Annotated in this window: 12 protein-coding genes; 6 read left to right on the forward strand and 6 right to left on the reverse strand. The window is 67.1% G+C overall.

Going from position 1 to position 15716, the window contains the following annotated elements:
- Positions 1–49 precede the first annotated feature (49 nt).
- Both AB2M62_RS15920 and AB2M62_RS15925 read left to right on the forward strand, forming a co-directional pair.
- Entirely contained in the window at positions 50–1627 is a 1578-nt protein-coding gene (locus AB2M62_RS15920) for a cisplatin damage response ATP-dependent DNA ligase (protein ID WP_404335349.1), read from the forward strand.
- A gap of 68 nt (positions 1628–1695) precedes the next feature.
- Positions 1696–2499, forward strand: coding sequence for a DUF4019 domain-containing protein (locus AB2M62_RS15925; protein WP_404335351.1), 804 nt, complete (start codon positions 1696–1698; stop codon positions 2497–2499).
- A 168-nt stretch (positions 2500–2667) separates the two neighbouring features.
- On the opposite strand, the gene AB2M62_RS15930 is transcribed toward AB2M62_RS15925, so the two are convergent.
- Both AB2M62_RS15930 and AB2M62_RS15935 read right to left on the reverse strand, forming a co-directional pair.
- A complete protein-coding gene (locus AB2M62_RS15930) occupies positions 2668–3489 on the reverse strand; it encodes a cold-shock protein (protein ID WP_404335353.1) in 822 nt (273 codons plus the stop codon).
- Positions 3490–3928: 439 nt separating this feature from the next.
- Positions 3929–4597: an extensin family protein gene (locus tag AB2M62_RS15935; RefSeq protein WP_404335355.1), complete on the reverse strand. Its 669-nt coding sequence runs from the start codon at positions 4595–4597 to the stop codon at positions 3929–3931.
- 168 nt (positions 4598–4765) lie between these two features.
- Here AB2M62_RS15935 and AB2M62_RS15940 point away from each other — a divergent pair, with 168 nt between their 5' ends.
- Entirely contained in the window at positions 4766–5632 is an 867-nt protein-coding gene (locus AB2M62_RS15940) for an alpha/beta hydrolase (RefSeq protein WP_404335357.1), read from the forward strand.
- Positions 5633–5635: 3 nt separating this feature from the next.
- On the opposite strand, the gene AB2M62_RS15945 is transcribed toward AB2M62_RS15940, so the two are convergent.
- On the reverse strand, positions 5636–6625 hold the full coding sequence (locus AB2M62_RS15945) for a sterol desaturase family protein (protein WP_404335359.1): 990 nt from the start codon (positions 6623–6625) through the stop codon (positions 5636–5638).
- Between the two features lie 171 nt (positions 6626–6796).
- Between AB2M62_RS15945 and AB2M62_RS15950 the strand changes: the two genes are divergently transcribed.
- The 3 genes from AB2M62_RS15950 to AB2M62_RS15960 all read left to right on the forward strand — a co-directional run bounded on the left by AB2M62_RS15950 (position 6797) and on the right by AB2M62_RS15960 (position 10791).
- Positions 6797–7957 (forward strand): phosphoserine transaminase, encoded by a 1161-nt coding sequence (locus tag AB2M62_RS15950; RefSeq protein WP_404335361.1) that lies wholly within the window; start codon positions 6797–6799, stop codon positions 7955–7957.
- A gap of 139 nt (positions 7958–8096) precedes the next feature.
- Positions 8097–9674, forward strand: coding sequence for a phosphoglycerate dehydrogenase (gene serA, locus AB2M62_RS15955; protein WP_404335363.1), 1578 nt, complete (start codon positions 8097–8099; stop codon positions 9672–9674).
- Between the two features lie 19 nt (positions 9675–9693).
- Entirely contained in the window at positions 9694–10791 is a 1098-nt protein-coding gene (locus AB2M62_RS15960; protein ID WP_404335365.1) for an ATP phosphoribosyltransferase regulatory subunit, read from the forward strand.
- On the opposite strand, the gene AB2M62_RS15965 is transcribed toward AB2M62_RS15960, so the two are convergent.
- From AB2M62_RS15965 to AB2M62_RS15975, 3 genes are read right to left on the reverse strand one after another with little or no spacing between them, the layout of a single operon-like run.
- A complete protein-coding gene (locus AB2M62_RS15965) occupies positions 10788–12221 on the reverse strand; it encodes a mannitol dehydrogenase family protein (RefSeq protein WP_404335367.1) in 1434 nt (477 codons plus the stop codon). The two genes, AB2M62_RS15960 and AB2M62_RS15965, sit on opposite strands and share 4 nt — an antisense overlap.
- Positions 12222–12264: 43 nt before the next feature.
- On the reverse strand, positions 12265–13263 hold the full coding sequence (locus AB2M62_RS15970; RefSeq protein ID WP_404335368.1) for a retroviral-like aspartic protease family protein: 999 nt from the start codon (positions 13261–13263) through the stop codon (positions 12265–12267).
- Positions 13264–13316: 53 nt separating this feature from the next.
- Positions 13317–15650: a ligase-associated DNA damage response DEXH box helicase gene (locus AB2M62_RS15975; protein WP_404339976.1), complete on the reverse strand. Its 2334-nt coding sequence runs from the start codon at positions 15648–15650 to the stop codon at positions 13317–13319.
- Positions 15651–15716 lie beyond the last annotated feature (66 nt).

Genomic DNA, 15716 nt, shown 5'->3' on the forward strand with positions numbered 1-15716 from the left:
CCGCGAGCCTAGCGGGAGCGTTTCGGCTGCGCCATGAGTTCCTCGCTCCATGCGCGCCTTTGCCGATTTGCTCGACGGACTGATCTACACGCGTTCGCGCAACGCCAAGCTGCGGCTGATCGCCGATTATCTGGTCGCGACGCCCGATCCCGATCGCGGCTGGGCGATGGCGGCGCTGACCGGCGGGCTCGATCTGCCGGCGGTCAAGCCCGCACTGGTCCGCGCGCTGATCGAAGCGCGCGTCGACCCGGTGCTCTACCGGCTCAGCCGCGACTTTGTCGGGGATTCGGCGGAGACGATCGCTTTGCTCTGGCCCGAACCAGCCGTGCCGCTGGCCGAGGCGACGCCGCTGACGCTTTCCGCCGTGGTCGATCGGCTCGGGCGGCTGTCGAAATCCGATGCGCCGGCGGCGCTGGCCGACATGCTCGATCGGCTCGAGGCAGACGAGCGTTTCGCCTTGCTCAAGCTGGCGATGGGAGCATTGCGCGTCGGCGTGTCGGCGCGGCTGGCCAAGACGGCGCTGGCGCAGGCGTTCGCGCTCGACGTCGATGCGGTCGAGGAAGTGTGGCACGGGCTGGTGCCGCCTTATGCGCCGCTGTTCGACTGGGCCGAGGGGCGCGGGCACCAGCCGACCGCGCAGAACGTCCCGGTGTTCCGCCCGTTCATGCTGGCCCACCCGCTGGAGGAGGCGCAGGTCAGCCTCGCGGACTTTGCCGCCGAGTGGAAATGGGATGGCATCCGCGTCCAGCTCGTCCATGTCGCAGGCGAGACGCGGCTTTACAGCCGGGCGGGCGACGACATCACGCATAGCTTTCCCGAAGTGGCGGCGGCGTTTGGGAAAGTCGGCGTGCTCGACGGCGAATTACTGGTCAAAGGCGAGTTCCAGGGCGGCGAAGCGGCAAGCTTCAATGCCCTGCAGCAGCGGCTCGGCCGCAAGCTGGTGAGCGCCAAGACCCTTGCCGACTATCCCGCGTTCGTGCGGCTCTACGACATCCTGTTCGACGGAAGCGAGGATCTGCGCGCGCTGGGCTGGGCGGCGCGACGACGGCGGCTCGAAAGCTTCGCCGCCGAGCTCGATCGCGAGCGGTTCGATGTGTCCGCGGTGATCGACGCCGCGGACTTCGCCGCGCTGGAAGAGATTCGCGCCGGCGCGCGCGACGCCGCGATCGAAGGCGTGATGCTCAAGCGGCGCGATTCGCCCTATGTCGCGGGGCGGCGCGCGGGGCTGTGGTACAAATGGAAGCGCGATCCGCTCAATGCCGATTGCGTGCTGATGTACGCCCAGCGCGGCAGCGGCAAGCGATCGTCTTTCTATTCGGACTTCACCTTCGGCGCCTGGACCGACGAGGGCGAATTGCTGCCAGTGGGCAAGGCCTATTTCGGCTTCACCGACGAGGAGTTGAAAGGACTCGACCGCTTCGTGCGCAACCACACGCTCAACCAATTCGGTCCGGTGCGCGAAGTCGAGAAGACACTCGTGCTCGAAGTGGCGTTCGATTCGATCCACGAATCGAAGCGGCACAAATCGGGGCTCGCGATGCGCTTCCCGCGGATCAGCCGAATCCGCACCGACAAGCCAGCGAGCGAGGCCGACACGATCGCCGGATTGCGGCGGCTGGCGACTTGAGAGACTAATTTTTCGGATCACGCGAGGGCGAGGGTGGCCCGGCTCTGCGGCGAATTATACAAGCGGGCATGAGCATCCGGGATGTACCGCCATCGCAGCGCGACAACGCTGCGCTCAGCGAACGCGAGAAAGCGACATTGCGGCTGTTGCTGGCAGGGCACGACGCCAAGTCGATCGCCCGCGAACTCGGCCTATCGGTGCACACCGTCAACGAGCGGCTGCGCGATGCACGGCGAAAACTGGGCGCCGCCAGCAGCCGCGAAGCCGCGCGATGGCTGGCACAAAGCGAGGCGGCGAACCCCCAAAATTTGAGGGACGTGCCGTTGGGGGTGTCGGCCGCACGCGCTTCCGTGGATTTTCCGTATGCACCAGCAGCCCGGCCGCAACGGCCTTCTCGGCTGGTCTGGTTCAGTGGAGGAATGCTCATCATGTCGCTGTTGATTGCCACCCTTGCTACCGTCGCGCTGCACGCCCCGTCAGCGCCCCCCGCGCCCACCATGCAGGCACCGGCCGCGATACCGAGCGCCGAAGCAAACCCTGCGGGCCTCGATGCCGCCAAAGCCTGGGTGGCGCTGGTCGACCAGGGAAACTGGCATGAAAGCTGGCAGACTGCCGCCGCCACGTTCCGCGGCCAGGTTTCTGATGCGGGCTGGGCGGAGATGATTACGCCGGTGCGCAAACCATTGGGGGCAGCGGTCGTCCGCAAGTTCGCTTCGGTCGTTAAGACCAAGACGCTGCCGGGGGCGCCCGAAGGCGACTATGAGGTGCTGAAGTTCCAGACCAATTTCGCCCAGCGGAGTGGTTCGACTGAAACAATCATCGTCGTGCGCGAGGCGAGTGCCTGGCGCGTGGCGGGCTATTTTATCCGATAACGCTCGCGGCTGACCGGGATGTGGCAGGCGCGGCTCGATGACGGTCCTTCCGTTTTCGGGTCGTCGCCTGCGGCACGGCTGGCCGATGCGTCGATTGGCTCCTGTCCCGCAACAGAAAAGGGCCGGACGTTGCCGCCCGGCCCTTCGCTATTTTCGCTGACGGAAGCCTTAGCTGCCGGGCGTGAGGTTCACTGCCGCGTACTTGCCGCGACGATCGACCTCCAGCTCGAACTCGAGCCGGTCGCCTTCGTTGAGCGTCGGCATGCCGGCGCGCTCGACGGCGCTGATGTGCACGAACGCATCGGGCTGTCCGTCGTCGCGCTGAATGAAGCCGAAGCCCTTCATCGCGTTGAAGAACTTGACCGTGCCGGTCGCCTTCTCGCCGGTGAGCTGGCGCTGCGGGCCACCTGCACCTGCGCCACCGCGCGGGCCACCCGGACCGGCATCGCGATCGCGCGGCGGACCGCGGTCTTCGACCGGCATCGGCTCGCCATCGATCTTGAGCTCGGTCGCCGAGATGCGGCCACCGCGATCGACGAGGGTGAAGCCCATCGGCTGCCCCTCGGCGAGACCGGTGAGGCCTGCCTGCTCGACTGCCGAGATGTGCACGAAGACGTCTTCGCCGCCATCGTCACGAACGACGAAGCCGAAGCCCTTCTGTGCGTTGAAGAATTTGACGACGCCCGTGGCTTCGCCAACGACCTGCGGAGGCATGCCGCCGCCACCGCCGCCGCCGCCGCGGAAACCACCGCCGCCGCCGCCGCCGAAGCCGCCACCACCGCCGCGGAAGCCACCGCCGCCGCCGCCACCATAGCCACCGCCGCCGCCGAAGCCGCCGCGATCACCACCGAAGCCACCGCCGCCAAAGCCACCACGATCGCCGTAGCTGCTGCCACCGCCGAAACCGCCGCCACCTTCGTCGCCGAAACCGTCGCGCTTGTCTCTGCCGCGCCCGCCGCGGTCCCCGCGGCGCCCTCTATCGAAACTCATGCCCTGTTCGTCTTCCCGGTTCGCCCTAAACAATCAAACCCAAGCGCCGGACGAAAAACGCAGGTGTTCGGGGCACGAATACAGCGCCACGAGAATCGGTCATAGCCCAAAATCGGACAGGGCGCGAACAAAATTCGCCTTGAATGCGGCGCGCAGGACAATTCGTGCCTTGAAAAGCACAGTCATGCTTGCGTGACTGATCCATGTAATCGTTTTCAGCGCTTTGGATGATGCTGGAAAGTCGAACGCGGGACGCGGCCGGTCCGATCATCGCGAGCACCGCTTCGAAAGCAACGACGTTCACCTTGCCGGCGTGAACGGGACGCCGTGTATTTCCTGCCGATCCCGTCGAAAATTTGGGCGGAGCACGACAGGGCCGGCTCATCCGCACGACGCTCCCGCGAATCGGATGGGCGCCCCATCCTGCTGGGAAGCCGCACTACGCGCAGAACGGCCCGCGCCCCATGTCGAGATGGAGGTGATTGTAGTGCGCGGCGTTATAGTCGGGACTGAGCACCGTCTTGAAACGCTTGCAGGCCGATTTGTGGATGGTCTGCAGGAATGCCTGGACCTTGGGATCGTCCGACCGCCAACCGCCTTCGATTCGCACCTTTCGACCATCGGCCAACACGAAGCCGCCGACATCCACGGCATTGCCCAGACCGTGTTCGGACATGCGGTTCGAAGATGCTGCGCTGCCGATGATCGCCCGACAGGCATAGGTGCCGAAACTCTCGATCCGGACGAGATCGCTGCCCAGGATCTGGCGCGCGGCCGGCGCGACGGCAAAGCGCACCCAGCCGGTAAAGGCGCGCGCGAGCGGGCAGCGCATCGATTTGAGCCCGGAGACCGGCACGCCGATATCGAGCAGCTGCACGGCGCCGGTGACGATGCAGCCACTGCCGAAATCGCGATCGGGCAGCGGGCTGTAGCGGATCTGCTCGCGCGACAGATCGGCAAAGCATTGCTGGGTGTCGCGCGGCGTGGGGCCGTTCAGCGTGATCGGGCCGCCAGGGCGCTCGCGAATTGGTCCGGGACGCGGCGTGTCGCCGTCGCCCGAGGCGCAGCCCGACAGCAGCAGCGCGATCGCAAGGAGTCCCATCCGCATCGCGCCGCTTTTAGCACGCCGCCGGATGAACGCAGCCTGATTCGGGCTGGCGCAGCGCCCTCGGGCCTGCGCGACCGCCATGCGACCAAAGGACCCGTTCGGAAATCGACCGGTTAGCGCTACCATCCCCGAACTGCCGCGCGGAGACGGCATTGATCGGAGAGGCCCATGATCAGATTGCTCGCCGTCCTTGCCTGCACCCTGCTGTTCGCCGCGCCCGCGCGTGCGCAGGATCCCCCTGCCCAGCCGCAGCGGATCGCGCTGTGGCAGAACGGCGCGCCAGGGTTCGAGAGCCGCAGGTCGATCCCCGAACAGGCCGAGGCCTATTGGCTCAAGCCGGTCAACGACCCCAGCATCACCTATTTCCCCGCCCGCCCCGGCCGCGAGACCGGCGCCGCGGTGCTGCTGATGCCGGGCGGAGCGCATGAATTCCTGGTAATCACCAGCGAAGGCAATGACGCGGCGCGCTGGTTCAACGAGCGCGGCATCGCCGCGTTCGTGCTGCGCTACCGCCTCTTCCGCGGCAAGGATTCGCCCTATAGCTTCGAGAACGCGCGGCAGGATGCCGAACGCGCGGTGCGGACGATCCGTGCCCGCGCCGGCGCGTGGAAAATCGACCCGCACAGGATCGGCGTGGTCGGCTTCTCGGCCGGCGGTGAACTGGCGCGGCACACGCTGCTCAGCCCGCCGGTGGCGGCACCGGGCAAGGGCGACGCCATCGACAAGCTCTCGTCGCGGCCCGATTTCGGCGTGCTGGTGTTCCCCGGGCCGCTGCACGGCGAGGAGAAGATCACCAAGGATTCGCCGCCGCTGCTGATGGTTGCGACCAATGACGATCAATGCTGCTCGCAGCCGATCATCGACCTGCTCAATGCCTATCGCGCGGCGGGCGCCTCGTCCGAGATGCACATGTATGCCGCCGGCGGGCACGCGTTCAACCTGGGCGAGACGACCCCGCTGGTCAGCCTGCGCAACTGGCCGGCGCGGATCACCGACTGGATGACCGACCGCGGGCTTCTCGCCACATGGCCGTGACGCTCAGCGCTGCGGCGCGGGACGGACCGGCGCGCCGGAACGCGGCAGAAGCGCGCGCGCCGAGTCGACGAACGGCGCTGCCAGTGCCGAATAGACTCCGTGGGGATTGCGTGCGCCATCGTCGACGCCGAAGCGCAGCGCTTCGCGGCGGGGCGCAGGCATATGGAAGGTGCCGAACAGGCGATCGAACAACGCGAGGCTGCTGCCCAGATTGCGGTTGAAGTGCGCCGGATCGGCGGAGTGATGGATCTGGTGGTGCGCGGGGCCGAGCAGCACGCGGCCCCAGCGCGGGCCGAAATGAATCCAGAAGTGCGAATGCTGGAGATGGGTAAGGCCCACTGCAGCGACGAAGATCAGCAAATTGGTCCCGCCCAGCGCCAACGGAGTGATGGCGGGCCCGAAAAGCAGGACCAGCGCAACGCCGGTGACGCCGGTGACCAGCGCGACGATATTGTAGAAGCCGATCGTCTCGATCGGATGGACGCGGCCGTTGGTGAGCAGCGACAGGCTCTCGGCCTGGTGGTGCACCTTGTGGAAATGCCAGAGCGCTGGAACGCGGTGCATCAGCCAGTGATCGAACCAATAGGCGAATTCATAGGCGAGGAAGAGCGCCGCGGTGGCGATCGTGGCGCCCAGCCAGGCGGGCACGGCGATCAATCCGGGATGCGGCACGCGCGCCAGGATCGCATCGCGGATCTGCCCGCCCGACCAGAGCGCCCAGCCGATGACGAGCCCGGCGAAGACTATGCCGCCGAAGAAGTAGAAAAGATCGGCACGCCCCGAAGCGCTGCGCAGCATCCGCCGCGGGAAGAGCGCGCGCCGCAGCACGCGCAGGCGCACCGGCCGCGCGCGGCCGCGCGGCACGGCGAGCAGGACGGCCAGCACCAGCGTCACGGCCAGCGCCGCGAACGAGAAGGTCGAGCCGGGGAGCAGGAAGGTCCCGCCCAGCTGGTTCGCGAAGCTCGCCCAGATATGTGCCACGATCGCGTCCAAGACGCCTTCCCTTGCTTACCCTTCTGCCCTTGTGCCGCCTGCGCTTTGCCAAGTGGTTAAGCATGCCCTCCGCGCGGCACCCCGTGGGTTGACTTCGCGTGGCGCGCCGCTAGGGCCGTCGACGGGCCACGCGGTCCCAACGCCGCGCGTGCTCTCTGCAAGGAGAGATACATGAGTGATTCTGCCGTACCCGACGCCACCACTGCGTCCGCTGCCAAGCCCGCCATCAAGCCGGCTCGCCCCTATTTTTCCTCCGGTCCCTGCGCCAAGCCTCCGGGCTGGGACGCATCGAAGCTCGCGACCGAATCGCTGGGCCGATCGCACCGCTCGAAGATCGGTAAGACTCGCCTGCAATATGCCATCGACCTGATGCGCGAGATGCTGCAGCTCCCCGACACCCACCGCATCGGCATCGTGCCCGGATCGGACACCGGCGCCTTCGAGATGGCGATGTGGACGATGCTGGGCGCACGCGGCGTGACCACGCTCGCCTGGGAGAGCTTCGGTGAAGGTTGGGTCACCGATGCGGTCAAGCAGCTGAAGCTCGATCCCACGGTGCTGCGCGCCGATTACGGCCAGCTGCCCGATCTTTCGCAGGTAAACTGGGCCGACGACGTGCTGTTCACCTGGAACGGCACCACCAGCGGCGTGCGCGTGCCGAACGGCGACTGGATCCCCGCCGACCGCGAGGGGCTGAGCTTCGCCGACGCGACCAGCGCGGTGTTCGCCTACGATCTGCCCTGGGACCGGATCGATGTCGCCACCTTCTCGTGGCAGAAGGTGCTGGGCGGCGAAGGCGCGCACGGCGTGCTGATCCTGGGCCCGCGCGCCGTCGAGCGGCTGGAGAAGCACACGCCCGCCTGGCCGCTTCCCAAGGTGTTCCGCCTGATGGCCAAGGGCAAGCTTGCCGAGGGCGTGTTCAAGGGCGAGACGATCAACACGCCGAGCATGCTCGCCGTCGAGGACGCGATCTTCGCGCTCGAATGGGCGAAGGGCGTGGGCGGCGCCAAGGGGCTGGTCGCGCGCAGCGACGCCAATGCCGCGGCGCTGCAAAAGATCGTCGCCGAGCGCGACTGGCTGGGCAATTTGGCCGAGGACTTGGCGATCCGCTCGACCACCAGCGTGTGTCTCACGGTGGAGGGCGCCGACGAGGCGTTCATCAAGAAATTCGCCGGCCTGCTCGAGAAGGAAGGCGCGGCCTATGACGTCGCCGGCTATCGCGACGCCCCCGCGGGCTTGCGCATCTGGTGCGGCGCCACGGTCGACACCGCCGATATCGAGGCGCTCGGGCCCTGGCTCGACTGGGCCTACGCGACCGCCAAGGCGGCCTGACCTCTAAAGCCCTCTCCCGCCTGCGGGAGAGGGTCGGGTGAGGGTCAGTGCTGACCACACCTGCAACGCTCAACTTTCACCCGACACACCCTCACCCCGACCCTCTCCCGCAAGCGGGAGAGGGAGATGGAGGACAAAAATGCCCAAGGTTCTAATTTCCGACAAAATGGATCCCAAGGCCGCGCAGATCTTTCGCGAGCGCGGCGTCGAGGTCGACGAGATCACCGGCAAGACGCCCGAGGAATTGAAGGCGATCATCGGCGAGTATGATGGCCTGGCGATCCGCAGCTCGACGCGCGTCACGCCCGAGATCCTCGAGGCCGCGACCAACCTCAAGGTCGTGGGCCGCGCCGGCATTGGCGTCGACAATGTCGACATCCCCGCCGCCTCGGCCAAGGGCGTGGTGGTGATGAACACGCCGTTCGGCAATTCTATCACCACCGCCGAGCATGCGATCGCGCTGATGTTCGCGCTCGCCCGCGACCTGCCCGAGGCCGACAAATCGACCCAGGCCGGCAAGTGGGAGAAGAACCGCTTCATGGGCGTCGAAGTCACCGGCAAGACGCTCGGGCTGATCGGCGCGGGCAATATCGGATCGATCGTCGCCGATCGTGCGCTCGGCCTCAAGATGAAGGTGATCGCGTACGATCCCTTCCTCACCCCCGAGCGCGCGCTAGAGATGGGCGTCGAGAAGATGACGCTCGACGACCTGCTGCTGCGCGCCGACTTCATCACGCTGCACACCCCGCTGACCGATCAGACGCGCAACATTCTCAGCCGCGAGAATTTGGCCAAGACCAAGAAGGGCGTGCGCATCATCAACTGCGCGCGCGGCGGGCTGATCGACGAGGCGGCGCTGAAGGAAGGGCTCGATTCGGGACATATCGGCGGCGCGGCGCTCGACGTGTTCGTCACCGAGCCGGCGAAGGAATCGCCGCTGTTCGGCACGCCCAACTTCATCTCGACCCCGCATCTCGGCGCCTCGACCAACGAAGCGCAAGTAAACGTCGCGATCCAGGTCGCCGAGCAGATGGCCGACTTCCTGGTCTCGGGCGGGATCACCAACGCGCTCAACGTGCCCTCGCTCTCGGCCGAGGAAGCGCCGCGGCTCAAACCCTATATGGCGCTGGCCGAAAAGCTCGGCAGCCTGATCGGCCAGCTCGCGCATGGCGAGATCGCCCGCGTCTCGATCCATAGCGAAGGCGCCGCGGCCGAACTCAACCAGAAGCCGATCGTCAGCGCAGTGCTCGCCGGCTTCCTGCGCGTTCACTCGGACACGGTGAACATGGTCAACGCGCCGTTCCTTGCCAAGGAGCGGGGCATGGAAGTCCGCGAAGTCCGCAACGAGAAGGAAGGCGATTACCACACGCTGCTGCGCGTCTCGCTCAAGACCGATGCGGGCGAGCGTTCGGTGGCCGGCACGCTGTTCTCGAACGCGCAGCCGCGGCTGACCGAGCTGTTCGGGATCAAGGTCGAGGCCGATATGGTCGGCAACATGCTCTACGTCGTCAACGAGGACGCCCCCGGCTTCATCGGCCGGCTCGGCACGTCGCTGGGCGAGGCGGGAGTCAATATCGGCACCTTCCATCTCGGCCGGCGCGAGGCGGGCGGCGAAGCGATCCTGCTGCTGTCGATCGACGACGAAGTCAGCCCCGAGCTGATCGCCAAGGTCCGCGCGCTGCCCGGCGTGAAGACGGCGATGGCGCTCAAGTTCTGACTAGGCTAGCGGCGGCGCGATGAGCGGTCTTCTCCCCGAGGGGTTTCACGATCGGTTGCCGCCCGCCGCCGATGCGGCGGCGCGCCTCGAGGCGCATGTGCTCGGCGTCGCCCGTCGCTATGGCTATGAGCAGGTCGATCCGCCGCTCGCCGAATTTGCCGACGAGCTGGGCTCGCGGCTGAGCAGCGGCGGGCTGCGCGGCGCGGTGCGCTTCGTCGATCCGGTGTCGCAGCGCACGCTGGCGATCCGGCCCGACCTCACTGCCCAGGTCGGCCGCATCGCCGCGACGCGGATGGCGCACCATCCGCGCCCGGTGCGGCTCAGCTATTCGGGGCAAGTGCTCAAGCTCACCGCCAGCGAGCTCGATCCGCGGCGCGCGATGCGCCAGATCGGCTGCGAACTGATTGGCCGCGACACCGTCGCCGCAGCGCGCGAGATCGTCCAGCTCGCGATCGAGGCACTCGACGCGGCGGGGATCCTCTCGGTATCGCTCGATTTCACTTTGCCCGACCTGATCGACACCTTGGTGGGCGACAGCCTCGACGCGGCGACGCTTGCAGCGCTGCGCGAGCGGCTCGATGCCAAGGATGCCGCCGGCGTCGCTGCGATCGACGCGCGCTATCTGCCGCTGGTCGAGGCTGCGGGCCCGTTCGACGCCGCGATCGAGCGGCTGCGCGCGATCGATGCCGGCAACGCGCTGTCGAGCCGGATCGATGGGCTGGCCCGCATCGCCGAAGGTCTCGAAGGCAAGGTCGCGCTGACGCTCGACCCGACCGAGCGGCACGGCTTCGAATTCCAGAGCTGGCTGGGCTTCTCGATTTTCGCGCGCGGCGTGCGCGGCGAGATCGGCCGCGGCGGCACGTATAACGTCGTCCATGGCGGCGGCAGCGCCGAGCCCGCGGTCGGCTTCTCGCTCTATGCCGATCCGATGCTCGATGCCGGGCTGGCGGCAGGCGAGCGGCGACGGCTGTTCCTGCCCTATGGCACGCCCGGCGATGCGGCAGCGCGGCTGCGCAGCGAAGGCTGGGTCACCGTCGCGGCGCTGGAGGCCGAGGATACGCCGCAGGCGCAGCTATGCACCCATGTGCTGCGCGAAGGAGTACCCCAGCCGCTCTAGCGCGCGAGCAGCGCCTCGACATGGCCGTCGAGGAACTGGAGCAGCGCATCGGCGACCGCATGACGAAAGCGCGGATCGTGCGCGAGTTGTTCGGGGAATATCTGCCGCAGATCGAGCATCGCAGTGGCAACGTCACTGCCCGTTGCCGCCCTGGCCAGCACCTCGGCGAGCGGATCGGTGATCGTCTCCTGCGCTTGCGCCTTGCGGCGGACAAAGGCGATCCACGCGGCGATCGGCACCGCCAGCCGATCGATGCTGCGGCCGGCGTCGAGCGCGTCCTGGATCGTATCGAGCAGCCGATAGGGCAGTTTCTGCGAGCCATCCCAGGCGATCTGGCTGAGCAGATGGCGGATCGCGGGATTGCGGAAGCGGTTCAGCACCTCGGTGGCGTAATGCTGCACGTCTAGCCCTTCGACCGGGTTGAGCGACAGCGCGATGTCCGAATGGACGAGGCGATGGATAAAGGCCTCGAGCGCCGGATCGGACATCGCCTCGAACACCGTCTCCAGCCCGAGCGCCAGGCCTATATAGGCGAGGCTGGAATGCGCGCCGTTGAGGATGCGCAGCTTGGCCTGCTCATAGCCCCGGACGTCGCCGGTAAGCGTCACGCCCGCCGCGGCAAGATCGGGGCCGTCGGGCAAGTCGAAGCGCTGGAGCACCCATTGGGCAAAGCCCTCGCGCTGGACGGCAGCGGCATCGTCGATGCCCAGATCGTGGCGGATTTTGGCGAGGAAGGCAGCGTCGCTTGCCGGGGTGATCGAATCGACCATCGAATTGGGGAAGGCGACTTCCGACTCGATCCAGTCGGCCAGGCCGGCATCGCTGTTGCGGGCGAACGCCGCGCAGGCATCGCGAAGCTTGCCGCCATTGCCGGTCATGTTGTCGCAGCAGAGCATCGCGAACGGGGCCACGCCCGCGGCGCGGCGCGCGGCGAGCCCGGCGACGATCCAGCCGATCACGCTGCGCGGCTCGGACGCGCCCGCCAGGTCATGGACGATATCGGCATGGCCGAAATCGAGGCTGCCGTCGGCAGCGAGGCAATAGCCCTTTTCGGTCACCGTGCTGGTGGCGATGCGGACCTGCGGATCAGCGAGCAGCGTGCGCAGTCGCGCGCCCTCCCCTGGCCCCAGCGCTTCGGAATGCGCCGCGATCACGCGCAGCGACGGTTCGCGATCGAGGATGGCGAGTGTGTAGAGCCTGTCCTGGTGCTTGAGTGCGTCGGTCGTGCCCCCGCTGCGCAGCGAGACCGCAGCAATCCCCCAGCGCGGATCTCTATCGAGCAACCGATCGACATAAGCGGCCTGATGCGCGCGGTGAAACGCGCCCGGGCCGAAATGGACGATCCCCGTGCCAAGCACGTCGGGCGCATGGCCGGGCCGAAGCACCGCGGGGGGAAGGCTGGCAAGCGCCGCGCGCGAAAGATTGGTCATGCCAATTACAAAAGCAGCCGGCAGGGTACCGAGTCAATCGCGGTCACGGCTTGGACGGAAAGCCTCCGGCCCCGGGCAGCGGCGGCGTGTTGAAATAGGATTGCCGCGCCGTGCCCTTGGGCAACAGGAAGCGGACCTGGCGATTGGGAAAATCGATATCGACGCGGCGGAAGCTGCGTAGCGAATCCATGCCGAGCAGCAGCGCCGGGCGCTCGGTCAGCCCGAAGCGCTCGAACGGCTTCACATCGGCAAAGGCGACCGGCATCGATCCGAAAGCGACGTCGCCAACCTTGATGTCGGGGACGAAGGTATAGGCGGCCATCGTCTGCTCGCCGGTGACGCTGGTCAGCTGGATCGGCTGGGGCTTGCCGGCACGATTGCCGATGCGCCGGCGCAGCGCGCCGTTGCCCATCGTCACTTGCGATCCGGTGTCGAGCACCACTTGGATGCGGGTGTTGCCGTAATAGGCGTCGGTCACGATCAGCTGGCCGAACTGGCTCTTGGCAGTGACGACGATCTCATTGGGATCGCGGCGCTCATATTTCTTGCGCTTCTCGCTCGGCCGCACCGCCATGGTGCCCCGCTCGAAATCGATCGAGACCTGATGGTTGCGCAGCGTATCGATGCCGAGCAACCCGGCCGCGCCAAGATTGCGCGCGAACAGCGCCGGCGCGATCACCGTGTGCAGCTGGCCGATCGTGGTGATCGACAGATCGGGGACGACGACGGTGTTGACCCGCGCCGTGCCGGACATCGAAGTGATCGTCACTGGATTGCCCGGCGCCAGCCGCAGCACCCCGGCAAGCTCGCGCGAGACAACGGTGCGTTCGGCGCCGGTATCGATGATGAAATTATACGGACCTTTGAGGCCGACATCGACCTTGACGGTGAGCCGCGCGTCGAGCTCGCCGAGATCGATCAGCGTGCCGTCGACATTGGCGGCGGGAATGGTGGGTATCTCGGGATCCTGCGGGCCGTGCCCGTCCATCGTTGCCGAGAATGGCAACAGCAGAAGCATGAACGGGCTCAGGTTTCCGATCATCCCTGGATGATATACTTTCAATTATTGCGCAGCAATTGAAATGCGCAACAGGCTCAATCCTGCCGCATCGCCTCCGCGACGATCGCCTCGGCCTCGACGAGCAATTCGTCCTCTGCGGTGCCCTGGGGCACATTCTCGCGACCGATCATGATCAGCACCGGCACCGCCATCGGCGAAACGCGGTCGAGATCGATATGCAGCATCGTGTCGGCAGCGGTATCGAGCAGGCGGGCAAGGCGGCCGACATCGGTCATCCGTGCGCGGGCATCGGCCCAGGCCGCCTTGAGCAGCAGATGATCGGGCTCGTATTTGCGCAGCACATCATAGATCAGGTCGGTCGAGAAGGTGACCTGGCGCCCGCTTTTCTTCTTGCCCGGATGCTGGCGCTCGACCAGTCCGCCGATGATCGCGACTTCGCGGAAGGCGCGCTTCAATAGCGCGGATTGCTGCACCCAATCGACGAACTCATGCTCGAGGATGTCGGGGGAGAACAGCGCCGCAGGGTCGATGATCTTCTCCAGCCCGTAGACCGCCAGCGCATAGTCATTGGCGACGAAGCCGAGCGGCTTTAGCCCCAGCGCCTCCATCCGGCGCGTGATCAGCATGCCCAGCGACTGGTGCGCATTCCAGCCTTCGAAACTGTAGGCGACCATATGGTGGCGGCCCTCGTGCGGGAAGGTCTCGACGAGGAGCTGGCCGGGCGCCGGCAGCGCCGAGCGGCGGCGCTGGGCTTCGAGCCATTCCTGCACGTCAGCGGGGAAGCGCGGCCATTGGCTCGAATCGTGGAGGAAGACCCGCACGCGCTCGGCAAGCGTCGAGGTGATCGCCAGCCGCGCGCCCATATAGGAGACGTAGCGCGCCTGCTTGCTGCTCGCGCGGACGATCAGGTCGGTCAGCTCGACCCGCTCGACCTCCAGCGCCAGGCCCGCGAAGAAGAAGGTATCGCCCGGCGACAGGCTCGATCCGAACGCCTCCTCAACCTTGCCGAGCCGGCGGCCGTTCTTGAAGCGGACATCGAGCATCGGCGACTCGACGATGATCCCGGCATTGAGGCGATGCTGCGCAATGAAGCTGGGCTTTGTGACGCGCCACAGCCCATCCTTGTCGCGGGTCAGCCGCTTGAACTTGTCATAGGCGCGCAAGGAGTAGCCGCCATCGGCGATGAAGCTGAGGACGCGGTCGAACACCTCTTGTTCGAGCGCTGAATAGGGGAGCGCGGCACGAATTTCGTCGAGCATCCCGGCGGCGTCGAACGGCGCGGCGCAGGCGCAGGCCATGACGTGCTGGGCGAGCACGTCGAGCGCGCCGGGACGGAAGACGTCGGGATCGAGCTCGCCATTCTCGACCGCGTCGAGCGCGGCACGGGCTTCGAGATATTCGAAGCGATTGCCGGGAACGAGCACCGCTTCGGACGCTTCGTCGAGCCGGTGGTTGGCGCGGCCGATGCGCTGGAGCAGCCGCGACGATCCCTTGGGCGCGCCCATCTGGACGACGCAATCGACATCGCCCCAATCGACCCCGAGATCGAGGCTGGCGGTCGCCACCAATGCGCGCAGCTTGCCCTCGGCCATCGCCTGCTCGGCGCGCTGGCGGGCTTCGAGGCTGAGGCTGCCGTGATGGACGCCGATCGGCAGCTTGAGCTCGTTGACCTTCCACAGGTTCTGGAAGACCAGCTCGGCCAGCCCGCGGGTGTTGCAGAAGACGATCGTCGTCTTGTGCGTCTCGATCTCGGCCATCACCTGGGGGATCGCATAGACGCCCGAATGGCCGGCCCAGGGCACGCGGCCTTCGGGAAGCAGGATCGCGATATCGGGATCGGCACCCTTCTCGCCCTGGACCAGCGTCACCGCGTCGATATCGCCATAGGGCGCGAGCCAGGCGCGATAGCCGTCGGGATCGGCGACGGTGGCGGACAGCGCGACGCGGCGCAGCCCGGGCACGAGTCGCTGGAGCCGGGCAAGTGCGAGCGCGAGCAGGTCGCCGCGCTTGCCGGTGGCGAAGGCGTGGACCTCGTCGATCACCACGGTCTTGAGCCCGGCGAACATCGTCAGACTGTCTTCGTAGGATAGCAGCAGGCTCAAGGATTCGGGCGTGGTCAGCAGGATCTGCGGCGGACGGGCGCGCTGGCGGACCTTTTTCTCGTGCGGGGTATCCCCGGTGCGGGTCTCGACGCGGATGGGCAGGCCCATCTCGTCGATCGGCGTCAACAGATTGCGCTGGACGTCGACCGCAAGCGCCTTGAGCGGCGAGATGTAGAGCGTGTGGAGCCCGTCATGCGGGGCCTCGACCAGATCGGAGAGGCTGGGCAGGAAACCCGCCAGCGTCTTGCCCGCGCCGGTGGGGGCGACGAGCAGCGCGTGGCGGCCGGCACGCGCGGCGGCGAGCATGTCGCGCTGGTGCCGCCGCGGCGACCAGCCGCGCGACACGAACCATTCTGCCAGCACGGGGGGAAG

Source organism: Sphingomonas sp. MMS12-HWE2-04, assembly GCF_044881185.1.
In the GTDB taxonomy this organism is placed as follows: Bacteria; Pseudomonadota; Alphaproteobacteria; order Sphingomonadales; family Sphingomonadaceae; genus Sphingomonas.